The sequence below is a fragment of the Maribacter litoralis genome, assembly GCF_902506355.1.
Lineage (GTDB): Bacteria > Bacteroidota > Bacteroidia > Flavobacteriales > Flavobacteriaceae > Maribacter > Maribacter litoralis.
Genome location: NZ_LR733271.1, coordinates 1,984,685 through 2,010,361 on the forward strand (window position 1 = coordinate 1,984,685; position 25,677 = coordinate 2,010,361).

A 25,677-nucleotide genomic window follows, 5' to 3' on the forward strand; every position below is an offset into this window, starting at 1 on the left:
CGTTATTTAGCGTCTAATATATAAGTTTTAGTGGGAGCACCATAATTGGTTAATATCAATTGGTTGCCTATAAGCACAGCATGTGTATTGCTTCCTGTTATGGAGAGACCTGATCGGGTTTGGGGAATGTAATTGTATGTTCCGTTAGTATTACCCATTAACAGCGTGCCGTAATTGGCGTCGAACTTACCAATTCTTAATTTATAATTATCATCGTTACCTAAAAGTAAAATGTCTTTGTTGCCATCTTGATTAAAATCTGAGGTTATGATTTCAGACACCGGTGCGTACTGTGCTTGCGTAGGTAATGTTGTGGTTTTAAATTTTTTACTTTTAGTACTTAAGTATAATGTGGTTTCTTGATGATGAGCAGTTAATTTTTTCGCCTTTTTTAAATCAGTTTCATTAAATATATCTGTTAAAAGTGCATCGGCATATTTCTCATAACTATTGAAAACCTGCCTTTTACTGGCAAGTTGCCCAAGTAGTTCATCTCTTGTAACATAAGGATAGCTAATGCCATCGATGTAGAAATTGAGAATAGGATCTACTGAACCGTTGTTGTCAAAGTCAGAGTAGTACAATTCTGCCGGAGTTTCGGTACTAATTTTAAATTGTGTGTTTGTGCCAATATTTCCTGCTATTATATCGGGTTTACCATCGTTATTTAGGTCTGTAACCTGAAGGCTTGTCCATAATCCAGAGTGAGGTTTTTCAAAAAACTGATCTGTTGCATGGGTCAACTTTCCATTTTTGTTCAAGTATATACTAATAGGCATCCATTCGCCAACCACAATTAAATCTTCTACTTGGTCACCATCCATATCTACCCATTGGGAGTCTGTAACCATGCCTATATTTTTTAAACTTGGCTGAATTACATCCGTTTTATCCGAAAAATTTCCCTTTCCATCATTAATAAGAATATAACTTCTGGGTATTTCGGGAAAACGACCCGGAGTAATATATCCTCCAACAAAAATATCTGGAAATGAGTCATTGTTTATATCTGAGAAGGTAACTGAGCCGGTACTTGTGGATATTGTTGGTAAGGATTTTTTCATTTTCAAAAAACCTCCTTGGCCGTCGCCCAAATAAAGTCTGTCTTGCAAGAGAGGATCATTGGCGGTCAAGTGATGGTAGCCGCCACTGCCTACATAAATATCTAAATAACCATCATTATTTACATCAAGCACTGCAATATCGGCATCATAATATGCTTTGTCTTTCTCAAAATCTGTATTCAATTTTTGTTTAAAATTACCTCTGGTATTTTGAAGATATATAGAAGTTGGTTGGTCAACTCCACCGCCGATAATAACATCTTCTAATCCGTCTTTATTTAAATCTGCACTAGCAATTGGTGGTCCGGTATGCGATAGTTGCTTTAGTAAAAGCGACTGTCTTTTAAAGTCATTAACCGTTGAAGGCTGGTGTACAAAATTTATAGCGTTAGAGGCAGGTGAAAATAAAGGCTTTGCTCTTTTGTCGGACTTAACTTTTGTAATGGCATTGTCCTCATCCAATACAATCAATTGGTTTGTTGAAAGGTCTTTAATAGTTTCGGTTTTTCCAGAATTCCATACTACCACTAAAGAATCTATAGTAGTTGCGTTTGCCAACCCAAAATGTAGAACTGATGATACGGTAGAGAGATAACCTCTGGTGGGCATTTGCTCTACTACCTGTGTTTTTCCATTGGTAAAAACACTAACCTTTGTACCTATACCTTTTGTGTTTTTGTTATTACCTTTTAATTGAATATTTAGAAAATTGCTGGTGTTTTTTGGTGTATCGTTCCTATAAATAAATGCGGGCTTATTAATATTGTTGATCACCAAGTCTAAATCGCCATCATTATCTAAATCTGTATAAATGGCACCGTTACTATTGGCAGGCTGATTTGTACCTGCTTCTATGGTCTGATCCGTAAAATTGACGCCATCTTTATTGGAATAATAAAAATTTGTTAGGTTAGAAGCTGGCATTTCTTTAATGAGTTCCAATACATCTTGTCGTTGTAGCCTACCTTTAGACTTTACGTAACTGTCCATGTAATTAATGAAATCTAAATTGGTGTAGTCCCTAAAATATCCGTTGGTAATGAATAGATCCTTAAAACCATCGTTATCGAAATCTGCAAATAGGGGAGCCCAACTCCAATCGGTATTGGATATGCCAGAAAGTTGTCCAATTTCACTGAAGCTATTATCACCGTTATTCAATTGTAACATGTTACGCATGTATTGATGGTGAAATCCACTTCTAATGTTTAAATCGAATTTTTCATAATTATCAGGCGATAATAATAACTTTTGACGCTTATTATCCTTAGGTAGCATATCTAAAGTGAAAATATCCTGTAATCCGTCATTATTTATATCAGCAACATTATTGCCCATGGAAAAATGACTTGTATGCCCCATTTGTTTACCTAGTTGGTCTGTAAACGTGCCATTTTTATTATTGATATACAGGTAATCGGGTACGGTGTAATCATTAGATACGTAAAAATCTTGCCATCCGTCATTATTAATATCACTTATACCAATGCCCAAGCCGTAAGTGAGTGCAGAGCCACTAATACCCGCTTTTTCGGTAACATCGACAAACCTGTTATTTGTTTGTTCAAAAAGGCGTATGCCTTGTAAAGGATCGTCTTTCTTTAAAAACTGTTTAGTGCTTACTTCATTTAAAACAGGTAAAGATTTTGGATTGTGGTTTAGTAAAAGCATATCTAGATCACCGTCTTTATCATAGTCAAGGAAATATCCTTGATTGCTAAATGCAGCACTAGCTAAACCATATTCTTCCGCTTGTTCTTTGAAAATGGGTATGTTATTGGTGTCGTTACCTTGATTTATAAAAAGCTGATTTTTACGCTTTGCATCTGGTAAGGCCCCTGAATAACATAAGTATAGATCCAATTTTCCATCTCCGTTTACATCTGCGGAGGTAATACCGGTTTTCCAAGGACCTGGTCTGCCCGAAACTTTAGAAATTGATGTAACATCTTTAAATGATAAATTACCTTCATTTAAATAAAATTTATTTTCACCCATGTTAGAGGTGAAATACAAATCTTGTAAACCATCATTATTAAAATCTCCTGTGGCAACACCACCGCCATTATATAGGTATTCGTATACCAATACATTAGCATTTAAACCTTCTTTTAATGTATTTTGAAATGAGATATTGGTTTCAGTTTCAGGTAGAAGTGTAAAAAGAGATGGTTTTTTTACCGAGTTTACAGTAGAAGAAACCTTATCTTTTTTATGTTTTTCTGCACAACTTAGTAGCAGTACGAATGCAATTAAAAGTATGGAGATTGGTTTTTTTGTCATTTGTTTAAAAGTAAAAGATCTATTCCAAAAAGGAATAGATCTTTAATTTAACTCAATTTAAACTTAACTAATAACCTGGATTCTGAATCAAAAGGTTATTTCTATTGATTTCATCTCTACTAATAGGCATGAAATACATCTTGTCGTCCCAAGTTCTGGTTTCATTATCATTATTATCTACAACGGTATAGGTGTAATCATATACAGATGTGTCATACTGATAAGGAGTTCTTGGTGTTGCACCTGCTTTTAAGGTAGCTGTGACTTTCATAACCTTAATACCTCTACCAAGTGTTTCTTCGGCTATCATCCATCTTCTAGCATCATGATACCTATGTTCTTCATATGCCAATTCAACTCTTCTTTCATTGATATAATCTTCTAAAAGCGCTGTGCCTGATGAGGTAATTGCCGGCATACCTGCTCTAAAACGAATTTTGTTCAGCCAATTTCTTGCCTCGCCTTCATCACCTAGGGCAATAGAAGCTTCTACATAATTCAATACGATTTCGGTATATCGAATAAACGGCCAAGGAACCACTTGTGCACTTGATTGATTGTCGACCAATGCTGGGTCTGGATCGATAAACTTGCGTACATAATACCCAGTTCTACTTCCGTTCCAGTTTTCAATTGGCGAATCTCGCATATCTACACCAGGTATAATCCCTCCGCTACCATCAGCATAGGTACCAGTCTGTATTTCATCATATGGGTCAATTGACGCTACATCGTCTGGTCTAGGTTTCCATGGGGCACCATCATAAAGGATAGTGGCTGCCAGTCTTGGGTCTCTATTTTCGTATGGTGCAGACGCGTGTTCTTCATTGCTCCAGTCGAAATCAGAACCGTCCATCATTTGATAGTCGTCTACCAATTGTTGAATAGGTGTATTACCCGCCCAGTTATGGTAACCGTTGGGACCGTTGTTGATCCCTTGGTGAATACCACCTAATGGCCAATTACTTTCTTCGGTAAATAATGCTGAATGCGTTCTTTCAAATAAAAGTTCGGATCTCGCGGCAGCATCGCCTACAGCACTTCCACCTCCCATAGCAATAGAGATATATGTCTGTGTAGCTTCTTCTGCACTTGCTGGCTCTGTTAAATCTAATTTATAACCAGTGGTTGCATCTAAAACCGCCTTGGCAGCAGTTTTGGCGGCAGTCCATCTTGCATCTCTGTCCCCAGAAGTGTAAGCCACCAATTCTAAATTTGAATACCCGCTCAATGTAGCTGATTTAGCGCTGGCAGTAGGACCGTCGCGTAAATCACTTGCGGCATATGTTAAAACTCTAGATTTTAACCCCATAGCGCTTAACATCGATGCTCTACCAGGAGTAACTTCTTTACCGTCTAGAAGAGAAATAGCTTGTTCAAGGTCGCTAATTACAAAATCTACATTTTCAGCATAAGTGCCTCTTGCAATTGAATAATCGTCGTCTAAGCCGTATGCTACATCAACTAGTGGTGCGCCACCGTAATAACGCATTAGTTGATGGTAATAATATGCTCTTAGAAAATGAGCTTCACCCAATAACCTGTCTTTTAACGTTTGGTCATCGAAAGTTGAATTAGGTAATTCTTGTATGGCAATATTCGCTTTACGTATAGCTGAATATAGCTCGTTCCATTGTGGAATGATATTCACATTTCCTGTACCTGATGGTGAAAGAGAACCTTCTGTGATAACATTTACTCCTCTACCGGAGTGTGTAAACATTGCTTCGTCTGTTAATGAAGCCAAGCCTTCTTCCTCAAACCCTCCATAGCCAAGAGATGCGTATACATTAAATACAAAAGCTTGTGCTAACGTACCATCTGACCAAGTGGCATCTGCCGAAATAGAATCTAATGGTTGCGTTTCTAAAAAATCTTCATTACACGAAATAGGTACTAACGCTAGCGCTAGTAAGCCTAAGAGTACTATTTTTCCTTTTTTCATGATTTTTTTTTAAAATGTTAAACTAAAACCTGTGTTAATAATAGTCTGTTGCGGATAAAACTGACCATCATTACTAGTCGATTCAGGATCATATATATCTTGTGCCGCCCATGTTGCCAAGTTTAGACCGCTCATATATATCTTAAATTTAGATAGACCAAATTGCTCAATCATTTCTGAAGGGAAATTGTAGGCCAACTGAACATTTTTAAGTCTTAAGTAATCTTTACTGAACAAATTATAGGTGTTATTGCCATAATCTCCACCAGTATAATAGGTGTCTCCTCGACTCGCAAGTCTTGGGTGTTCGCTACTTGGGTTGTCTGGACTCCATCTGTTGTCAAAGCTGTACTTTAAGTAGTTTCCAATATCACCAGATTCTGTTTGAATAAATAACTTAGCCCCTGTAGCTCCTTGTAATAAAACAGAAAGATCAAAATTCTTATATGAAGCATTGAACGTAACACCATAGTTGAAATTAGGATTAATACTATTTTTAAGTCTTACTTGATCTAAGTCATTGATAGCGCCATCGCCATTAACATCTTTAAATTTCATGTCGCCCGGCTCTAATACAGGTTTAACGGCACTATAGTCTAACTGATTGGCATCTATGGCAGCTTGATCGATAAACACACCATCTGATTCATATACTAAGTAAGAACCAATAGGCTTTCCTTCTTGTAATTGATAGCTAGGTGCACCTGGTATTTCATCTAAAAATTCTACCGTATTCTGCGCGTAACCACCGTTTATGCCAACATCCCATTTGAAGCCGTCTACACTACCGCCAAAGTAATTCAAGGCAAATTCAAAACCTTCGTTATTTACTTTACCTGCATTAACAGGAGGTAATAATTCAGAAATACCTGAGGATCCCGGAGTAGAACCAGTTTTCTGAATAAGAATCTGATCACGCTTGTTCAAGAAATATTCTAAAGTGAAACTTAACTTGCCATCAAGTACAATACCATCTAAACCAACGTTAAAGTTTTTAGCACGTTCCCAAGTAAAACTAGGGTTGGCCAAGAGGTTTTCAAATAAGGTAGTTTGCACTTGTCCATTAATTGGATATTGACCAAACTCATAGATAGATTGGTACGCATATTCTTGTAATTCATCATCTGTAATTTCTCCATCACCATTAGTGTCAAAAGAAACTTGATCATTACCCATTTCACCGTAAGAACCTCTTAATTTTAAATAGCTGATCGAGTCAACATTGAACCAATCTTCATTATTAATGTTCCAACCAACCAATAAACCAGGGAAGAATCCGAAACGATCATTACCTGGGAAGATGTAAGATCCATCATATCTCCAAATAAATTCTGCTAAGTACTTTTCTTTGTAATTGTACTGCGCACGACCATAGTAGCCTAAACGGGTTCTATTGTAACCGTAACCATCCGTTTCCTGTGCAATTTCACCACCGACACCTAATTGGTCAACAGCGGTAGAAAGGAAATTTCTTCGAAATGCAGAGAAAAATTCTCCTTGGAAGTTTTCACGGGTAACACCGGCCAATAAGTTAATGGTGTGGTCGTCACCAATGGTTTTATCATAACTTAATAAACCGGTAAGGTTAGTGTTTAGTACGTTGTTAGATTCTTGTAATAATCTTGCATCTGTAAAATTAGAACGTATAGATCCTGTAAGTTCTGGAACACCGGTAGCTATATAATTTGCACGATCAAGAGAATAAAGTGTCCAAGGTGTTTGCCATAGTTTTCTACGTAATTGACTTTGGTCAACACCTGCCAATAAGGTTAATTTTAATCCTTCTACCCAAGGGTTGGTAATATCCAAAGAACCTGTAAATTGTAAATAGTCTGTAGGTTGTTTATCATAACCTGTAGCGTTGGTTGTAACAACCACTGGTTGTTGTCCGTTTTCAATATCAGGTCCCGGTAAGCCATTTGGCCATATTGCAGGTTCATTTGGTCTACCTCTCATCAACATTCTAAAGATAGCACCTGCACCTTCGGTTGGGAAAGTTCTATCTTCTTTTCTATAGGCCATACTTAACTTAGTAGACAGATATTCATTTATTCTAGCATCGGTATTGATTCTAAAATTATATTGTTGATATCTGTTCGCAGAGTTTTTGTAAATAGCTCCTTGGTCTGCATAACCTAAGGAAGCATAATATTTTAAATCTTCACTACCACCACTTATAGACAGGTTATGTCTTTGTTGTTCCGCCCAATCTTGAAAAGTAGCACCGAACCAATCTGTATCAGGATATAACCATGGATCAGCATTGGTTCTATGATTATTGATTGTTTCTGGACTAAATGCAGCGTTTACGGTTTCTGCAGGATCGCTACCTGGTATAGTGTAACTACCTGAGGTTTGAAAAGCGGTATTTGCAGCTCCCCATTGTGATGAAGGAATATTGCTGTTATAAATCGCCAATTCATTCATTATAGTTTGATACTCTACCGCACTTGCCATTTCTGGTACTCTTGTAGGTCTGGTTATACCAAAATCAGCCTTATAATTTATTTGCATTTTGCCGGCTTTACCGGTTTTGGTAGTAACGATTATTGCTCCGTTGGCCGCTCTAGCTCCGTATATTGCAGCTGATGCATCTTTAAGTACAGATATATTGGCAATATCATCTGGGTTAATACGGCCTATACCACCATCTCTATCTGGTATTCCGTCAATTACAATCAAAGGTTGGTTGTTTCCTAAGGTATTGGTTCCACGAATACTAATGTTCGATTCGTCATTACCAGGCTCCCCACTGGTCTGAACAATTACTACCCCGGGTAATCTACCAGCTAAAGAGTTTGACACACTAATGGCGGGCGAACTTTCAAGAACCGGACCCTGTACTGCGGTTACCGCACCTGTTACGGTCGCTTTTTTCTGAGTACCGTAACCAACGACTACAACTTCGTCCAAATTGGCTACGTCTTCCTCAAGAGATACATTGATGGTGCTTTGGTTGTTTACGGGAACAACCACAGCTTTAAAACCAATGTAGCTGAATCGTAAACTTGTACTACCATCATCTACGGTGATGGTGAAGTTTCCATCAAAATCCGCTTGTACTCCCGTTGTTGGGTTATTCGCATCTATGACTGATACGCCCGGTAACGGCATGTTGTCTGAAGCTGATGTTACAGTTCCAGAAACGGTTGTCTGTGCGTGGAGATTCATAAAGAGAAATCCACTAAAAAATAAAATCATCGTTAAGCTTACATGATTCCGAATCATGGAAAACTTAGAAAAGTCTGTTTGATAATTCATAAAGTTAGTTCTTACAGTTGTTAGTTAAATATGTTAGCATAGGCATTATAGACTCTTTTGGAAGCTATTTTGAGATGAAGAGACTATGATACACTATGCTACTGTGAACAAATATATAATAAAATGTTAATTTAATAAATTATACTATGATAAATTTTGAAATTGTTATTTAGATCTTAAATTTTTATCAAATTAATATATTGTGTCTTTTGTGAATATTTTTATCAGTTCCTATAAAACCTGATACATTACAATGATTTTGCTATATTTTATTTGTGAGGAGAACTAACTTTTGTGTATGAATTAAGTATCCCTAGTTGGAATAATTTATAGGTGCTGAAATCTTTTGGCGGTTAGTTTTGTGTTAAAAAAATAAACGGATTTCACTTCAAATTAAGAAGTGAAATTTTGAAGTATTCTTTTAAATTGTATATTGACGGCTGCAAATTTCATTTATAATTTATGCCGGTTATTAGTAAAATTCTAAACCTAACCCACAATAATAACCTTACAAAACATGAGCAATTAGTTCAAGGAGTAATTGAATCTATTGAAGATGGAAATTTAACGGTTGGTGATCAATTACCTTCTATAAACACTATGGTTGAAGAGATTGGTTATGCTAGAAAAACCATCTTTAAAGCCTATGAAGAACTTAAGAATAGAGGCTTAATAGAATCAAGACAGTTAAAGGGCTATTTTGTAATTAGCCAGGCTACGAATATTACGAAAAGAATGGCTTTGCTGTTGTTTGCCTTTCAAAGTTATCAAGAAGAATTCTATAAAACTTTTCGCAAAGAAATGGGTAAGCGGTTTCAGATCGATGTTTTTTTTCATCATAATAATCTCACCGTTTTTGAAACTATAATTTCTAATATTAATGGAAAATATGGAATGTATGTTATTGCTCCCATACAAAATGAAAAGGTGGAATCATTGCTTAAAGGCATAGAGCCCAAAAAGTTGTTATTGGTTGATCGGTATTTAGATTTAGGAGCGTCTTACTCCTATATTTCGCAAGAATTTGAAGAAGTTATATATACCTCTTTAGTAAGATTACTACCTGAAATTAAAAAGTACAAGAAGATTATATTATACTTCAATGAAGAGAGTGATTTTTCCCCTATTTCTATTAAAAATGCATTTCAAAAATTCATAACCGAGTACGATATCAAAGGTGCCATTAAAAATAACTACACCATAGGATCGGCTAACAAGGGTAATTTATATTTTGCTTTAGGCGATACGATACTTTGGCAAATTTTAAGGGATGCGGTAAGGAAAAAATATAAAATTGGTGAGGATATTGGTATTCTTTCCCAAAACGATAACGTTTCCAAGGAAATTGTTTTTGGCGGTATTACTACAATTTCCACCGATTTTAACGAAATGGCAAAAAGAGCTGCTCGACATTTAAAAAGTGATGGTGTTACAAAGGTGATCATGCCTTCAAGACTTATTAAGAGAGCTTCTTTGTAAAGGTAATAGTTTATACTGTAATTTTTTTTTCCGGTTATAAATCTCCTTTAAAGTTTTATTTCTTCTCAATTGAAAAGCGGCTTCATTCAGCCATATTTGTTCTATTTTTGTACAAAATTGCTAAGAATGCACACTATCAGTGAATATCGAGATGAGTTTATTACGTATTTAGACTCAATGAAGATTACTAAAGAGCCTAGAAACTTATATGAGCCAATTACATATATTCTAGGTCTGGGCGGTAAAAGGTTACGGCCTGTATTGGTTTTAATGACTGCCGAAATTTTTAAAACCGATTTCAGAAAAGCTTTGGATGCCGCCGTTGCTGTTGAGGTTTTTCATAATTTTTCTCTAGTTCATGATGATATTATGGATGATGCTCCTGTACGTAGAGGTAAGACCACGGTTCATGAAAAATGGGATGTAAATACAGGTATTCTCTCTGGTGACGCAATGTTGATCATGGCCTATCAGCTATTTGAAAATTATGAGCCTAATGTCTTTAGAGACTTGGCTAAATTATTCAGTAAAACTGCGTTAGAGGTTTGTGAAGGCCAGCAATATGATGTCGATTTTGAAACTAGGGACGATGTAATGTTGCCCGAGTATCTTAAAATGATCGAATACAAGACTGCTGTTTTAGTTGCTGCCGCCTTGAAAATGGGCGCAATAGTTGCAGGTGCTTCAGATGAAGCTCAAGAACAGATGTATAATTTCGGATTGAATCTTGGTATCGCATTTCAATTACAAGACGATTATTTAGATGTTTTCGGAGACCCTGAAACCTTTGGTAAACAAGTAGGAGGAGATATTATAGAGAATAAAAAAACCTATTTATACCTTAAAGCTCTGAATTCTGGATCAGAGGTAATTTCAAAGGAATTAGAGCACTTATATTCCATTCACCCCAAAGAAGCGGATGCGAAAATCAATGCTGTGCGCTCTATTTTTGAAAAGACCAAAGCGGATCAAGCCACAAAAAGCGCTATTGCCGATTATACGGCTAAGGCTTTTGATGTTCTTGAAGGCATTGACATAGAACAAGAAAATAAAGATTTGTTGAGGCAATTTGGCGAAAACCTAATGAACAGAACGGTCTAGAAAATTCGTTTGATCAATGCCTTGATAAACGGTGTTTTGGGGCAAGCGTTTATATATACAATGTCTTCTCTTAGGTTTGTTTTTTCATCTAAAAATTTAAAAACCTTTTGTGGTGGTAATGAAGCAAAGATAGATTCGAATATGCGATACCCATTTGCATTATCATGTTGTAATACATCTAAAAACAGCATGTCATAAAACCAGAATTTACCTTTTAGGTTCAATTTTTTTAGGGGACTTCCTTGCTTAATGAAATCAATCAGTTTAGGTATTTTATTTGCTGTACTCATAAAAGTATAACCTGTACTTGGTTTTGCCCAACCACCTGCTGTACCTATGTAACGTATTCTGTTTGTATGGTGCTCTCTGAAATCATACGCGGTCATGGGTATAGAACCCGATTCTTTTTCTAAAATTTCGTACGCAGTGCATTTATAGCGTACTGATATGTACTCTTTTATAGCTTCCTCATACTCGTCTTTTGGTAATAACTTTTCTGAAAATAAAGTGTATTCAATTAATGCGGTATTGTTGGAATAGGGTAGTACATACATAAATCTGGTATTTCCTTTTTGAGGAATGGAAAAATCCATATATGTGACTTCTTCGGTATTGAAAACAGGCTTATCGGTCTGTATAACCCAACCTACAAAATGTTGCTGCAATACCGGATATTTTGTTTGCTGTATGGTCATTTTATAGTCGAAAAGACTATTGAATACGTACTTACCAGAATACGTGTTATTCTCGGTCTTTACCATGACCTCTTTATCCGTTTCCTCGATTTCTATTACGGCTTCCTGTATGAATGTTATGTTATGGGAAGTATTTACCTTTTGCAAATAATGATTATAGAAGTCTATGCCTCTTATCATCTTATAGGAATAGGGTGCTATTTTGGTTCTTTTGGTAATATTTTCTCCTTGAAAATGAATGGAATCCCATTTTTTGTGGATTATCTCTTCAAATTGACCGTTACTTTTTTCCCAGAAACACCATGTTCTATCATTGTTATTTTTTGGAGCTTTATCTAGTAGTAAAATTCTTTTGCTCTTAAAAAACGAATCAGTAATCATAGCATCTGTCAGTAATAAACCAGATGCGCCTGCGCCAATGAGGATATAATCGTAATCGTTCATGTATTTACTAGGTAGTCCTCATTTTTTATTTAAGGTCTAGAATATCAAAAATACAAAATAGCCTGTGTCTTTAATGTTTAATTTAAAGTATAACGCACTCCAAAAAATGATCGTATGCCTTGGTTTGGTCCATATACATAAGAAGGGTCAAAAGTTAATGCATTTGGATTGTTAGGTGTTGCGACGGCATTGCCATTTGCGTCAAAGGTTACTTCTTTGTCGAATGGATCGTTGGCGCGGGCAATGATAAAGGGGTTACCACGGTTAGGTGTCCAGTCCAATAAATTTTTAACCCCTCCATAAATTTCAAAATTCTGTATGCCGCTATATGAAAATTGAATGTTTTGAATACTCCATGCTTGCGAAAAATCTCGTCTAGGGTCAGTTTCCCCCAAGGTGGGCAATCGCATAGGGCCGTATAAATTACCGGTGTAATCTATTTTTAAACTCCACGGTCGAATATGGTAACCCACGCTCCAATTGGCAGAATAACTTTCTGTTAAGACCTGGCGTTGCGTAACCCCGTTTTCGGTATTGCTTACTTCTTGCAAAGTTCCACCAAGCATAAATTGGAACCCGTTAAACATAGAAATATCAATATTTGCGCTTATTCCCTTAGAAATGGATTTTCCATCTAAATTATCATATATAATCTGATTGGGGTTGGTGTCATAATCGGGTATTATTACGTTTTGAAAATACGTATAAAATGCCGAAGCGTCTAGACTAATAAAGGTGCCATTGTCACTATAAATCTTCTTTAGAAAGTTAAGATTAACATTAAATGACTCTTCTGGCTCTAATTCTTCAGCAATAATAACGTCTCTTGATCCGGTCAATGCTGCGTGATCTTCTGTGAACAGGTTAACTACCCTAAATCCGGTACCGGCATTAAGACGTATAATGTCGTTATCGGTAAACTTAAATCTATAAGCTGCCCTAGGTGTAAAAATATTACCGTGGCGGCTATCATAATCATATCTGCCCCCTAGAAGTAACGAATGTTTATTGTTGAACATAATCTCATCCTGTAAAAAAAGGCTAGGTATAATTACTTCATCAGGTTCATTGCCCTCTAAATTCGATGTGGCCGGAGTATCATCGTCGTAATAATTGTAACGCAAAGCCGTACCTGCTAAAAGGCTATGTTTACCCATAGTTTTGTCCCATGTCAATTGTGTAAAACCAATGCGCTGATCTGCTAAGTAGGGTACATCGCCATAGACCGAGTTTTGGTTGTGGTCATTATAAGAAAAAGAAAGCATCATTTGTTCCGCTACCGGTAATTGGTACTTTCCTAAAATTTCCCATCTTCGGGTGTAAATACTCTCGCCATAAATTTCATCTCCGCCTCTAAATTCTGGAGTCCATTGCATTTCTCCTCCCCATCTGTCTTCATAAAAAAATCTACTTGCCAAAGAAAAAATTCTAGCATCTTTTCTTTCAAAATTCCATTTTTGAAACACCGATATACGATTTTGTAGCGTGAGGTCGGTAAAATTGTCCCCATTATTATCTATAGGGTTGTCATACTTAAAATAGTTTGCGCCCAATAGAACGTTGGCTTTTTTACCTACATTGAATTTTGTGCCAATATCGAGGTTGAATTCCCCCCAATCGGTTACAAAACTATCGACAAAAAAATCGGGTGCCGATAAATTGTTCTTGGTAATAATATTTATGAGTCCGCCAACAGCTTCACTTCCATATAAGGTAGAAGCAGGGCCTTTAACGACTTCAATTTGTTCTATAAGTGAATTAGGAATTCCAGATAATCCATACACGGTTCCAAGTCCGCTAACAATGGGCATTCCGTCTATAAGAACCAAAGTGTACGGTCCTTCAAGTCCGTTAATATGAATATCGCCAGTATTGCACACATTACAATTTATTTGTGGTCGTACACCATTTACATTTTGTAGCGCTTCAAAAATACTGGGAGTTGGGTTTTTCTTGAAAAAAGTAGGTGTATAGACCTCTACAGGTACCGGGCTCTCCAATCTGCTTACCGGTTTTAAAGTGCCTGTTACTACCATTTCATCAAGGGATTCGGTTGAGGGCTTTAGGTTGATATTTACTACTTGATCTTCACCTTTTGAAATGGAAATTGATTTTCTAAACTGTTCAAAACCTATGTTAGAAGCAATAATTGTGTACTTACCTGCAGGAACATTTTTTAGCTCATATCTACCATTTTCGTCTGATGCAGCACCAAGCTGAGTGCCTTTCAAATAAATATTCACATAGGCTTCCGGCGAACTGTTTGATGATATGGTTCCAGATATGGTAAAATTTTGAGCTTTCACGGTCATAGAAGTCAAAATAGAGCAAGCAAAAAATAATATTTTATGCATCTAAAATAAGTTTTAGACAAAACTAAATAATTGTTTTTATATATAAAAATGTATTTTTGTATTAATATTGTTTTTGAAATGACATTATCAGAAGAAGATTACATAAAAGCTATTTATCACTTAAGTGATTTCAACAGTAAATCTGTTGCAACCAATGCTATTGCAGAACAGATGAAGACTAAGCCGTCTTCGGTTACTGATATGGTGAAAAAATTAGCTGAGAAATCTTTAGTGAACTATAAAAAGTACCAAGGTGTTTCACTATCTGAAAAAGGTAGGTTGGTGGCGCTCTCCATTATTAGAAAGCATAGACTTTGGGAGGTATTTTTAGTTGATAAACTTAATTTCTCTTGGGATGAGGTTCATGTAGTGGCAGAACAACTTGAGCATATAAAAAGTGATGCTTTAATTGATAAACTAGACGCCCATTTAGGATACCCGAAAGTGGATCCGCATGGAGATCCAATACCCAATAAAGATGGGGTGTTTACAAAATCTGTTAAGAAATTGATCAGTGAACTGCCGGTGGGTAGCCAAGGAGTGTGTGTAGGGGTCAACGATTCTTCTGCTGCATTTTTAAAGTTTTTGGATAAGAATAACATTGCTTTGGGCGATACTTTTAAAATATTGGAAATTGAAGAGTTTGATGGTTCCGTTACCATCTCTACTAGATCAGGTTCTATAAGGATATCAAAACAGATTGCAACAAATTTATTTTTGGAGATCGTAGATGAAGAGTAGCATACTAATTATTTAAATTATGGATGACATTATAGCGTATTTTGAATCAATTGACCCCGTATTGGCTGCATTCTATGCCACATTATTTACATGGGGACTTACAGCTGCGGGTGCCGCTTTGGTTTTTCTATTTAAAACAATGAACCGTGCTGTTTTAGACGGTATGTTGGGTTTTACCGGCGGAGTAATGGTAGCCGCAAGTTTTTGGAGTCTTTTGGCACCGGGTATAGAAATGAGTCCGGGTGAGGGGTTTGTAAAGGTAATACCGGCAGGAGTTGGCTTTTTGCTGGGAGCCTTGTTTATTTTTGGATTGGATAAGGTGTTACCCCATTTACATATAAATTTTAAGGAAACGGAAGCTGAGGGTGTAAAAACACCTTGGCGTAGAACGACCTTGTTGACCTTGGCAATTACACTTCATAACATACCGGAAGGTTTAGCGGTAGGTGTCCTGTTTGGTGGTGTTGCCGCTGGTTTTGATGGCGCTTCTATTGGTGGTGCCGTTGCTTTGGCATTGGGTATCGGACTTCAAAATTTTCCAGAAGGTTTTGCCGTTGCCATGCCGTTACGTAGGCATGGGCTTAGTAGAACCAAAAGTTTTATGTTTGGGCAAGCTTCTGCACTGGTAGAACCCGTCGCTGCGGTATTGGGGGCTTGGGCGGTCCTTACTTTTCAGCCTATTTTGCCTTATGCACTTTCTTTTGCAGCCGGCGCTATGATATTCGTTGTTGTTGAAGAGGTGATACCTGAAACACAACAAGATAAGTATACCGATATTGCTACCATGGGCTTCATAGGTGGTTTTATTATCATGATGACATTAGATGTTGGGTTAGGGTAATAATTTAATACGGATTTTACCGTTTAAGGCAATAGTATTGTTAACTTGATACTTTGGTTTCTCTATGCATTTTACTAAGAAAAATTGGGTCTGGACAATTATATTGATTACAACGATAATTTGTTGTTCGGGCATACTAATACTTCATGTCAAAAATTGGGTAAGTAATGGCGATAATAGCCTAGCTCTTCGCTCAGGATTTTATAATGTTGAAATTCCATTAAATGAATTGGATAGTGTGGTATTTGTAGAACGAATACCACCAATGGAACGTTTGCACGGTTTCTCGGCATTAGATAAAGAGAAAGGTGTATTTAGGGAATTTAAAGATTCTTTGACGGATAAAAAGGTTCATGTTTTTGTAGATAATATTAACCAACATAAAGTAAAGTTGGTATATAAAGATTCTACTTATGTATACTTTAACCTAAAGGATTCCGTTGAAACTTTTCAATTATTTCAGAAACTTAGTAATAGTACAGGTATGTTAAGTACACCGAATTAAAGTTGCTTTGAAATTTTATATTTAGGTCCAATTATAAGAATGTTTGGTACAACTATTGAAACTAATTTTGATTGTAAAATAACATAGCATGATAATTAAAAATTTATTGGTTCTATTTGTTTTAGGATTCATGTCTACAGGTGTTTTTGCCCAACATAGTTTAAGTTTAAATATTGACGGAGTTGCCTCTGAAGAAGGCAATATCTGTTTTGCCGTTTATACTGATGAAGGTTCATTTTTAAAGTTTGATAAAGTATACAAATCTGGCTCAGAAAAAGCGGTGAAAGGAAAGACCGTTTTTGATATCACCGATTTGCCGGAAGGGGAGTATGCCATTGCTATTTTTCACGACGCTAATGGTAATAATAATTTAGATACCAATATGTTAGGTATACCTAAAGAACAGATTGCTTTTTCGAAAGGCAAAATGAAAATGTTTGGACCGCCTAAATACAATGAGTGCGCCTTTACAATCAATTCTAACATGGAAATGAATATTAGGTTACAGTAATTCTTAGATTAGCACGGTTGATAGTATCTTTGATATTAAAATTCATTCATGGTACTTGTAGCACAATTAGTTGGAGCTTTATTAGGATTGTTAGCGGTGGTTTTCGGGGCCTTTGGTGCCCATTTGTTAAAGAAAACGTTTACAACAGATCAGCTTAATAGTTTTGAAACGGGAGTAAAATACCAAATGTACCATGCACTTTTGATATTGATGTTGAGCTTTAACCTTAACCTAGAAACTGGTTTAGAAAAAGCTATCATCTATTGTTTTATTATTGGTACTGTACTTTTCTCGTTTAGTATTTACGGTCTGTGCATATCTGCATCCAAAGGAAATAAAATAAAGCTGTTAGGACCTGTGACTCCGCTTGGCGGACTCTTTCTGGTTGTTGGTTGGGGTCTTTTACTCTATAGTTTTATTAAAAACTATATTTAATTACTCAATTGAAGTTGATTTAAATTCTTTAATTGCCGTATTGGGTTCCATTATGGCATATCCTTCCCAAAATGTGGGGTCGTATGAAGGCATATATGTAGGTGATACGGCATTGTTTTCTGTAAAATCATCGAAAGTGCCCTGGGCTATTTTTTCAGATTCAAATACGATCAATTCATTTTTTGCTACGTTTATAAAAACAAAATCCATATCTCCAGATAATTCATTTTGCTTATTCTTGCCTTTTACGATCTTGTTTTTTTCAATGATTTTTAACGGTCTTCTCACTCCTATACGTTCACCAACTTCAGATTCGTAATAACGTAATCCGTATTTACCATCTGTACCTTTTTGATATATAATTTTTCCTTTAGATAAATAGGTATTTGTTGATATGCCCAAAAGCTTGAACTTTTTTACCGGCTTAACATTACTATAGTCTACTTGTAATACGGCAAAATCATCGGCATTGATATATAGGGTACCTTCAAAATCTGCCGATCCGTCTGGCGTGAACGTAATTACATAAACGGCATCATTGCCTAAATAGGTAAATTCTTGTAAGGTATAATCGTATTTTCTAGATTTTAGAATAAAGTTTAAATCATTATCCTCTTGTGTAGGTATGTTATTGAATATGTTGTTCAGTTGATTTTTTTTCCAGTTGGCATAATTTTTCTGTTGTTCCTCTTTGTCTTTTTTCTTTTTCTCTAACTGTTCATTTGCAGCGGCCACATCGGTAGAATCAACATCTTCTTCTAAAAATTCACTAACCTCTTCGGCGTCTATTTTAGTACCGAACAATCCAGATTTTATTTTAAAGTAAGACCCTTCTATTACATTATCACGAAGTATTTCATTGAATTTTTCTTCGAGTTTTTCGGCGTCCAGTTCCTTACTTTTATCAAAAAGTTTAGAAGCTTTTAATAGATTTAATTTCAATAGTTCTTTGCTTGGGTTGCCATATAGGTCCCCTACGATTTCAGAATAATAGCTATTATCTTTAGGTACTGTAGTTATGACGCTATCTAAAAATTTCTGGTTCAGTATATCTATGGATGATTTCTTTACTTTAAAGTCACTTTTTATCCATCTATCAAAATGTGAGGATCTATGAAACAATCTCTTTTTGGCTAGGTCGTAGTTGTAGTTTTTATCCAAATTATCAACTACAAAATCCATAATTTCTTCTGCTGAATAATTTTTGTTGGATACTATTACCTCTCTTAGTTCAATAGCTTTTGGTACCAGTAATATTTTGGTGCTGTTAAATTCAGAAATGGGCTTAGACAAGGTTTCATAGCCCATGGAAGATATTATAAGTGAATCTGAAGGTTGTATAGTTTCATTCAATATAAAATTGAAATTTCCGTCTTCATTGGTAATGACCCCTTTTTCTTTTAGTTGAACCGTGGCATAGGGTATTGGTTGCTGTGTAATACTATCCAACACAAAAGCACTTAAATTTTGTGCGCTAATTGGTAATACATTGAAAATTAAAACTGTAAAAAATGTAATGAGAAATGGTTTAGTGCTCATGGTATTAGATTAGTCTTTCGCAATCTAAACGAACAAAACCAAGAAACGTTACAGTTTTAGAAACTGTTATGAGTCTTTTACATCTTTTTTAACTTAGAAACGGAATTTAATGACAGCCACAATCATTTTGGCCACAAGCTTTAGAGGTACTCTTTTTGTTTGACCAAAGGGACTTGGGAATCAGGAATTTATTTACCAAATATCCCACCGAAATAGTTAGAGTTATGTAAACCAATATGTGTTGTATAGCATCCATTCTATTTTAATATTTGATATGCTATTAATGCTACAATATAAGCAAAAAGACTCATGAATACTAGCTGACCGGTAGGCCATTTCCATGAATTGGTCTCTCTTTTTACGACCGCCAAGGTACTCATACATTGCATGGCGAATGCATAAAATAATAATAACGAAATACCGGAAGCCAAATTAAAAATCGGTTTTTTGGTTTTGGGGTCAACCTCTGCTTCCATTCTATTTTTTATGGTCTCTTCTTCATCATTACCAACGCTATAAATGGTAGCCAATGTACCTACAAAAACTTCTCTAGCGGCGAAAGAGGTCAGTACGGCTATACCAATTTTCCAATCATAACCTAAAGGTCTTACTATTGGCTCTATTGCTTTACCCATATAGCCCATATAAGAATGTTCCAATTTGTAACTGGCAATCTCTTGGCTAAGAGCTCTTTCTTGTAGCTCTTGCTGTTGTAAAGCCTCTTCTTGGTTTGTAAGCGTGCTTTCTTGTTCTTCTAATTGGTTTTCAAAATAAACCTCACTGTTGGCGCTATATCCTTTTTCTTCAATTCTTTGAGCTACTATTGTTTCGGCATTTTTGAATTCATAAGAGAATCCGTTGGAGCCTAAAAACCAAAGAACAATAGAGATTGCCAAAATAATTTTACCAGCACCAAAGACAAAACTTTTTGTCTTTTCTAGTACGGTATAAGCAACGTTCTTCACTAGCGGCAATTTATAATTGGGCATTTCTACCACAAAGAAAGACCTACTTTTTATTTGTAGTATTTTATTTAGGATCATGGCAGATAGTATTGCCGCTCCAAAGCCCATTAAATACAAAAGCATTAGTGTTAAGGCTTTGTAGCTTAATCCTAAAAAACTGCCTTCAGGTATAACCAAAGCAATAATGATGAGGTAAACTGGTAGCCTTGCTGAACACGTTGTAAAAGGTGTTACTAGAATAGTAATTAATCTTTCTTTCCAGTTTTCTATAGTTCTGGTCGCCATTACGGCCGGAATGGCACAAGCTGTACCTGATATTAGCGGAACTACACTTTTACCGCTTAACCCAAACGGGCGCATAATCCTGTCCATTAAAAACACCACCCTGCTCATATAGCCGGTTTCTTCCAACAGGGCTATAAATAAGAATAAGAATGCTATTTGTGGTATAAATATGACTATACCGCCAATACCTGCCAAAATACCTTCAGCTATAAGATTGGTAAATACGCCTGGCGGCAACGTGTTTTTTACCCACTCTGTAGCAGAGGCAAAAAAGCCATCGATCATATCCATTGGGTATTCGCTCCAACCGTAAATGGCCTGAAAGATCATTAGCAGTATTAAAAAGAAAATCGCGTAGCCAAATACTTTATGGGTTAGAACTTTATCTAAAGTAGCCCTAAATCCTTTAGCAGCATTTACATCAACTTTGTATGTTTCTTTTAATATACCATTGATAAACTGATAGCGTAAAATGGTTTCTTTTTGCTGTAAACGCTTAAGCTCAGATTTAGATTTGGTGCTAAATGAAGAAGTGTCTTTAAAAAGCGTTTTCTTCAATGGCATAAAGTTGACATCTTGGGTAATGACCAACCATAGTTTATAAATATCTTCTTTTGGAAAAGCCTCTTTAAGCTGTTCAAAATAATCTGGGGCAATTATAGATATATCTAAGTTTTGTGTCTTCTTTAGGTTTTTGTAATCGGCAATTAACTCTTTTAATCTGTCAATACCGGTTTCCTTTCTTGTACTTACCAGAGCAATTTTAGAATTCAGTTTTTGCTCTAACAGATCTATGTCTATGGTAATTCCTTTACGATCCATACGATCGGCCATGTTGATGACCAAAATGGTGGGGATCTTTAAATCTTTAATCTGGGTAAAAAGAAGTAGGTTTCTTTTTAGGTTTTCTACATCAGATACTACAATGGCAACATCTGGATGGTCTTTGTCATTTTTATTGAGCAACAGTTCTACGGCAACACTCTCGTCTAAAGAAGTGGTGTTTAAACTGTAGGTACCCGGTAAATCTAAAATATGGGCTTTTACACCACGGGGCAACTTGCAAATACCTTCTTTTTTTTCAACGGTAATGCCCGGGTAATTACCTACTTTTTGATTTAATCCTGTAAGTTGATTGAATACCGATGTTTTACCGGTGTTAGGGTTGCCTATTAGGGCTACATTGATTTGTTTGCTCATATAACCGCATTGTCTTCTATAATTTCAAGTGCTATATGAATAGCCATATCTCTTCTAATGGCAATATGTGAACCATTTACGTTGATGTAAATAGGATCTTTTAACGGAGCTACCTGAACCAATTCTACTTCATTACCTGGTAAACAACCCATTTCAAGAAGCTTGATCGGCAATAGGTCTTGAGTAAATTCTTTTATGATTCCTTTTTGACCTCTCTTTAAATGTGCGACGGTAGTTTCCAAACTTTATTTAGATTCATTATAAGTAAGGCAAAAGTAATGGAAAAAATATTATCCCATATACTTTTTAGAATAATTAACTCCTAATTTGCACGTTGTAGGCTAGTTTTCAATACCTACACTTTACCCCATTTTAGAATTAAAATATATTCTAAAATCTACCGTTAGTTTTTAGTAACTAACTATATAATCCCATCAACATTAATAATTTACTGAAGTTTTCAATATTATTTTTTCTGCTCTATACAAGCGTATGTTCAGGGCAAAAACCAAATAGTTTTTATCTAAAATTAAGGCAATTCAACTATCCATCCCATCCTTTGCCAAATGGCTGTGAAGTGTATGGTTTGTCTACAAGTGTAAATAAAAGATCGATCATTACCTACGATTATAGAGGCGATAAGCTAAGGCTTAGCGATTTAAAGATTCGTAACGCGGGTTATAGTGCAATTAACAATCCGTTGGTTCCAAAGCTATTTGCTTTTAGTAAATATCATAAACCTGAAATTCCTTTCGAGAATGGGTTTTTATTAAAAATGGAAATGGATGATGTAGAGCTGTATCATGAGTATACGGGTGAAAACGGTGTCTATACTATAAATACTGCCTACCAGGTTCGTTTATCGGTTTTACATAAAAATGATATAATAGTTAGCGATACGTTACACTATAATGAAACAATCAGCACTTTTACATCTGAATTATCGGGAGAAGATGTTCATATCATAGCTACCAATAAAGCTAACGAATTAGCTTTGACCTTAAACGATCAAGTGTTACCGGCAATCATATCTTCCTTTCACCAGTTTTCTAAAGATTTGGTTGATTTAAGTTTTACCCAAGATTTCATCAAGTTTTACGGAATTTCAAAATCAAAGAAATTAATTACCGGAGAAGAAATAAAGGTCATTGAAAAAAGAATCAAAAAACTAGAAAATCTAGACAAGGATATCTTAAACCGTGATGCCTTTAATAAAGAGCTGGAGGAATTGACCACCATTTTTATAGATTTAAGATCTTCTGATGACTATAAAAACCACGAATCATATCGTTTTTATGTTCATGCCAATTTAGCAAGTCTATACACACTACGCGAAGATTTTGGCAAGGTGCACTATCATTATAATTTGGCACTTACCTATACAGATAAAGCTAGGTTTACAATGATGGTCAATGAGCAGTTGGGTAAGGCAATGCGTCGAAAAGAAAATCAATCGTTACTGTTCGATTCTACTATGGGTTTCAATGAAAGTTATAGCGCAAACTATCTAGAAATTCATAATACTAGAAAAAGAGTAATCAACTAAATTAATTATATAAACAAACCATTATGAAAAAACCATTACTAGTGTTGTTCCTTTTTGGAACGGTGTCCATTTTTGCTCAATCAACCAAAAGCAAGATTATTAAAGTGGCTGTACCTAGTTATGCAAAAAAACCAGTTCCCAAAAATGATATTACATATATGGGCGCTTTTGCAAACAGGACTAACGCCGTTTTACCTTTTACGGAAGAGGAGTATAAAAATGCATTGCAGTTTCAAGACTTTACAAGGTTTTCGTCAGATACCGGTACGCCAGATTTTCTATTTGCCTTAAGCGGATTAACCGTTAAGGATTTAGATTTAACCATTGCACGTAGTAAGGCAAATGAAACTTATACTGTTTCTATTGTTCCAAAGAAAAGTGCAGACATAAATGTTCTTACCATGTATAACGGAGAAAGTGTTCATTACAATAGCATACCCATTCTCCCTACCGCAGATTCTCAAGGTAAAGTCATTCCTGAGGTTATTACCTTTAAATTCGATGAAGAAGAAAAGTACTTGGTAACCAATGATAATGATCAAGCTAAAGGAACACCGTATTTGGTGCAAGAATATCTAAAAGAGAGCCTTGGCGATAATTTTTTGACTAAAAAATTGGTGCCGATACTGTATAACGATTATGATATTAGGGCAAATGCCGAATTCGAAAAGTTCTACTATATAAAAGATAAAAAAACCGAGGGATTAGAAGATGAGACCAAAGCAAAGGTGATGGCTTTTAAAGAAATGTCTGCTGCCTTTACGAATATTGATCAGTTAAGAGCAGGTAAAGAACAATTACAATCGTTCAGAACCTATTGGGAAGATAAATTAGCCAACTATGACCTATCAAGCAAGTCCGGTAAAAAAGTAGGATGGGGATTATTGATAAACCTTTATAATGTAGCTTTAATGCAAGAAGATTTTGAAGGGGCATCAAAGTACATGAAAATGGCTTTGGAAACAGAAGAAAAGAAGTGGGTAACAAAAGGAAAAAGAAATGCATATAACAAGCATTATGAAGCCTACACCTTAAATTATGATGAGAATAGCGGTGAACGTATCTACTCAGAAGGCTATACTCCTGATCCAATTTTGGCTACAATCGCCAGTAATAAAGCGGCAGAGGCAAACAATATTACGAAAGCACCGGGTTATGTTGTTAAAAATGGAGGTGAAAAAATGGAAGGTAAAATTTCAATGCGTTTTTCACCTAAAGAGCAAGAAGAAGGCAATATCGTTGATATAAGTGGTGATACTACTGCAAAAAGAGTTACGGTTACTTATGTAAATGAAAAAGGTAAAATCAAAAATGCTTCATTAAAATGCAAAGAGGTGCAAGAAATTGTTATCGAAGAAAGAGTTTTTGAGCCTGTAAACCCTAAAAAAGGATTGTTAAAGGTTGGTGATGCCGGTCTTACCGGTTTTAATTTAAACAATAACATTTTTATGGAGCGCGTATACCTAGGGGAGGGTATAAAATTGTTTAAAGATCTAACCGATTTGGATACTTATTACTTTGGTATAGAGGGTCAAAAAAAGGCGGAAACAGCCAATGCAGAATATTTTGCTAGTTGTCCAACACTTGCAAAACGTATAGAAGATGGTGAATTTGCATCTACACTAGAAGATCAGATAAAAATTGCAAAAGCTTATTCAGAAGAATGTAAATAAATGCTAATGCTATAGAATTTAAAAAGTCCCCTTTACAAATTGTATTGGGGGCTTTTATTTTTCGTAAGATTTTTTAAGAATTTCAATATCGGCTAAAATTTTATCCATATCCTCTTTTTTTGTGCCATCATAAAAACCCCGAATACGTCTATCTTTATCTACTAAAATAAAGTTTTCTGTATGGATCATATCAAACGGTCCGCCGTCTCCATCCGTCTTTACTGCTAAATACGATTTACGGGCCAGTTCATAGATTTCTTTTTTGGGTCCCGTTACCAAATTCCAGTTGCCATCATCAACGCCTTTTTCAATAGCGTATTTTTTTAATTGGGCAACCGAATCAATTTCGGGAGTTACCGAATGTGATAATAGCATAACATCAGAATCATTTCCAAGGGCTTTTTGTAGACCGACCATATTTTTTGTCATAATAGGGCAAATAGTGGGACAGGTAGTGAAAAAGAAATCGGCAACATAGACTTTGTCCTTGTAATTATCTTGAGTTATGGTTTCCCCATTTTGGTTGGTCAAAGAAAAATCGGCAATGGTATGGTACTTTCTAACGTGTTGAATTTCATCGGCTACCAATTCAGAATTTACCATTGCAGGCGAATACACCGGTAAAAGTTTTACGGGCTGTAAGGCATTATAAAAAAGATAGATAATTACTATGGATAGGCATAAAAGTACTATTCCAAAGAGTTTGTAACGAGCGAAGAAAGAACGCATACTTTTTTATACAAAGATAGTCTAGGGGTGGCGAGTTTTCAAGGAAATTTACTGCTTCGCCTGATAAATTATTCATAAAAT

18 protein-coding genes are annotated in these 25,677 nt (G+C 35.7%); 9 read left to right on the plus strand and 9 right to left on the minus strand.

All coding sequences use genetic code 11. From position 1 onward, the window contains the following. Positions 1-2 precede the first annotated feature (2 nt). The 3 genes from EXIGUO8A_RS08380 to EXIGUO8A_RS08390 all read right to left on the minus strand — a co-directional run bounded on the left by EXIGUO8A_RS08380 (position 3) and on the right by EXIGUO8A_RS08390 (position 8,493). Complete coding sequence (locus EXIGUO8A_RS08380) at positions 3-3,347, minus strand: VCBS repeat-containing protein (RefSeq protein WP_159302761.1); 3,345 nt, start codon at positions 3,345-3,347, stop codon at positions 3-5. A gap of 67 nt (positions 3,348-3,414) precedes the next feature. Then, positions 3,415-5,292 carry a RagB/SusD family nutrient uptake outer membrane protein gene (locus EXIGUO8A_RS08385; RefSeq protein WP_159302762.1) on the minus strand — a complete coding sequence of 626 codons (1,878 nt, stop codon included), beginning with the start codon at positions 5,290-5,292 and terminating at the stop codon, positions 3,415-3,417. Between the two features lie 9 nt (positions 5,293-5,301). Further along, entirely contained in the window at positions 5,302-8,493 is a 3,192-nt protein-coding gene (locus tag EXIGUO8A_RS08390; protein WP_236564456.1) for a SusC/RagA family TonB-linked outer membrane protein, read from the minus strand. A 522-nt stretch (positions 8,494-9,015) separates the two neighbouring features. On the opposite strand from EXIGUO8A_RS08390, the gene EXIGUO8A_RS08395 reads away from it, so the two are divergent. Then, positions 9,016-10,032: a GntR family transcriptional regulator gene (locus tag EXIGUO8A_RS08395; RefSeq protein ID WP_159302764.1), complete on the plus strand. Its 1,017-nt coding sequence runs from the start codon at positions 9,016-9,018 to the stop codon at positions 10,030-10,032. A 126-nt stretch (positions 10,033-10,158) separates the two neighbouring features. After that, positions 10,159-11,133 carry a polyprenyl synthetase family protein gene (locus EXIGUO8A_RS08400; RefSeq protein ID WP_159302765.1) on the plus strand — a complete coding sequence of 325 codons (975 nt, stop codon included), beginning with the start codon at positions 10,159-10,161 and terminating at the stop codon, positions 11,131-11,133. Here the strand turns inward: EXIGUO8A_RS08400 and EXIGUO8A_RS08405 are convergent. Both EXIGUO8A_RS08405 and EXIGUO8A_RS08410 read right to left on the minus strand, forming a co-directional pair. Next, complete coding sequence (locus tag EXIGUO8A_RS08405) at positions 11,130-12,272, minus strand: lycopene cyclase family protein (RefSeq protein WP_159302766.1); 1,143 nt, start codon at positions 12,270-12,272, stop codon at positions 11,130-11,132. The two genes, EXIGUO8A_RS08400 and EXIGUO8A_RS08405, sit on opposite strands and share 4 nt — an antisense overlap. A 77-nt stretch (positions 12,273-12,349) precedes the next feature. Beyond that, entirely contained in the window at positions 12,350-14,626 is a 2,277-nt protein-coding gene (locus EXIGUO8A_RS08410; protein WP_159302767.1) for a TonB-dependent receptor, read from the minus strand. A 78-nt stretch (positions 14,627-14,704) separates the two neighbouring features. Between EXIGUO8A_RS08410 and EXIGUO8A_RS08415 the strand changes: the two genes are divergently transcribed. The 5 genes from EXIGUO8A_RS08415 to EXIGUO8A_RS08435 all read left to right on the plus strand — a co-directional run bounded on the left by EXIGUO8A_RS08415 (position 14,705) and on the right by EXIGUO8A_RS08435 (position 17,659). Next, positions 14,705-15,367 carry a metal-dependent transcriptional regulator gene (locus EXIGUO8A_RS08415; RefSeq protein ID WP_116771977.1) on the plus strand — a complete coding sequence of 221 codons (663 nt, stop codon included), beginning with the start codon at positions 14,705-14,707 and terminating at the stop codon, positions 15,365-15,367. A 19-nt stretch (positions 15,368-15,386) separates the two neighbouring features. Beyond that, positions 15,387-16,208, plus strand: a complete 822-nt coding sequence (locus EXIGUO8A_RS08420; protein WP_159302768.1) for a ZIP family metal transporter — start codon at positions 15,387-15,389, stop codon at positions 16,206-16,208. Between the two features lie 103 nt (positions 16,209-16,311). Continuing rightward, on the plus strand, positions 16,312-16,713 hold the full coding sequence (locus tag EXIGUO8A_RS08425) for a hypothetical protein (RefSeq protein ID WP_159302769.1): 402 nt from the start codon (positions 16,312-16,314) through the stop codon (positions 16,711-16,713). Positions 16,714-16,801: 88 nt separating this feature from the next. Beyond that, positions 16,802-17,224, plus strand: a complete 423-nt coding sequence (locus tag EXIGUO8A_RS08430; protein WP_159302770.1) for a DUF2141 domain-containing protein — start codon at positions 16,802-16,804, stop codon at positions 17,222-17,224. Positions 17,225-17,272: 48 nt separating this feature from the next. Next, a complete protein-coding gene (locus tag EXIGUO8A_RS08435; RefSeq protein ID WP_159302771.1) occupies positions 17,273-17,659 on the plus strand; it encodes a DUF423 domain-containing protein in 387 nt (128 codons plus the stop codon). Here the strand turns inward: EXIGUO8A_RS08435 and EXIGUO8A_RS08440 are convergent, their stop codons facing one another. From EXIGUO8A_RS08440 to EXIGUO8A_RS08450, 3 genes are all read right to left on the minus strand, one after another. Then, positions 17,660-19,198 carry a carboxypeptidase-like regulatory domain-containing protein gene (locus tag EXIGUO8A_RS08440; protein WP_159302772.1) on the minus strand — a complete coding sequence of 513 codons (1,539 nt, stop codon included), beginning with the start codon at positions 19,196-19,198 and terminating at the stop codon, positions 17,660-17,662. It lies immediately after the preceding gene. A 257-nt stretch (positions 19,199-19,455) separates the two neighbouring features. Beyond that, positions 19,456-21,648: a ferrous iron transport protein B gene (gene feoB / locus EXIGUO8A_RS08445; protein WP_159302773.1), complete on the minus strand. Its 2,193-nt coding sequence runs from the start codon at positions 21,646-21,648 to the stop codon at positions 19,456-19,458. Beyond that, positions 21,645-21,890, minus strand: a complete 246-nt coding sequence (locus EXIGUO8A_RS08450) for a FeoA family protein (protein WP_116771871.1) — start codon at positions 21,888-21,890, stop codon at positions 21,645-21,647. Before EXIGUO8A_RS08450 ends, feoB begins: the two co-directional genes overlap by 4 nt. 317 nt (positions 21,891-22,207) lie before the next feature. On the opposite strand from EXIGUO8A_RS08450, the gene EXIGUO8A_RS08455 reads away from it, so the two are divergent. Then, positions 22,208-23,194: a hypothetical protein gene (locus tag EXIGUO8A_RS08455; protein ID WP_159302774.1), complete on the plus strand. Its 987-nt coding sequence runs from the start codon at positions 22,208-22,210 to the stop codon at positions 23,192-23,194. A 23-nt stretch (positions 23,195-23,217) separates the two neighbouring features. Beyond that, entirely contained in the window at positions 23,218-24,867 is a 1,650-nt protein-coding gene (locus EXIGUO8A_RS08460; protein ID WP_159302775.1) for a hypothetical protein, read from the plus strand. A 54-nt stretch (positions 24,868-24,921) separates the two neighbouring features. Here EXIGUO8A_RS08460 and EXIGUO8A_RS08465 read toward each other — a convergent pair whose 3' ends face one another. Then, positions 24,922-25,596, minus strand: a complete 675-nt coding sequence (locus tag EXIGUO8A_RS08465) for an SCO family protein (RefSeq protein ID WP_159302776.1) — start codon at positions 25,594-25,596, stop codon at positions 24,922-24,924. Between the last annotated feature and the right edge of the window lie 81 nt (positions 25,597-25,677).

Coding starts and splice junctions, on each gene's coding strand:
- EXIGUO8A_RS08435 (WP_159302771.1), top strand. CDS start 17,273: ATGGTACTTGTAGCACAATTAGTTGGAGCTTTATTAGGATTGTTAGCG.
- EXIGUO8A_RS08430 (WP_159302770.1), top strand. CDS start 16,802: ATGATAATTAAAAATTTATTGGTTCTATTTGTTTTAGGATTCATGTCT.
- EXIGUO8A_RS08440 (WP_159302772.1), bottom strand. CDS start 19,198: ATGAGCACTAAACCATTTCTCATTACATTTTTTACAGTTTTAATTTTC.
- EXIGUO8A_RS08385 (WP_159302762.1), bottom strand. CDS start 5,292: ATGAAAAAAGGAAAAATAGTACTCTTAGGCTTACTAGCGCTAGCGTTA.
- EXIGUO8A_RS08465 (WP_159302776.1), bottom strand. CDS start 25,596: ATGCGTTCTTTCTTCGCTCGTTACAAACTCTTTGGAATAGTACTTTTA.
- EXIGUO8A_RS08410 (WP_159302767.1), bottom strand. CDS start 14,626: ATGCATAAAATATTATTTTTTGCTTGCTCTATTTTGACTTCTATGACC.
- feoB (WP_159302773.1), bottom strand. CDS start 21,648: ATGAGCAAACAAATCAATGTAGCCCTAATAGGCAACCCTAACACCGGT.
- EXIGUO8A_RS08380 (WP_159302761.1), bottom strand. CDS start 3,347: ATGACAAAAAAACCAATCTCCATACTTTTAATTGCATTCGTACTGCTA.
- EXIGUO8A_RS08400 (WP_159302765.1), top strand. CDS start 10,159: ATGCACACTATCAGTGAATATCGAGATGAGTTTATTACGTATTTAGAC.
- EXIGUO8A_RS08390 (WP_236564456.1), bottom strand. CDS start 8,493: ATGATTTTATTTTTTAGTGGATTTCTCTTTATGAATCTCCACGCACAG.
- EXIGUO8A_RS08420 (WP_159302768.1), top strand. CDS start 15,387: ATGGATGACATTATAGCGTATTTTGAATCAATTGACCCCGTATTGGCT.
- EXIGUO8A_RS08405 (WP_159302766.1), bottom strand. CDS start 12,272: ATGAACGATTACGATTATATCCTCATTGGCGCAGGCGCATCTGGTTTA.
- EXIGUO8A_RS08395 (WP_159302764.1), top strand. CDS start 9,016: ATGCCGGTTATTAGTAAAATTCTAAACCTAACCCACAATAATAACCTT.
- EXIGUO8A_RS08460 (WP_159302775.1), top strand. CDS start 23,218: ATGAAAAAACCATTACTAGTGTTGTTCCTTTTTGGAACGGTGTCCATT.
- EXIGUO8A_RS08415 (WP_116771977.1), top strand. CDS start 14,705: ATGACATTATCAGAAGAAGATTACATAAAAGCTATTTATCACTTAAGT.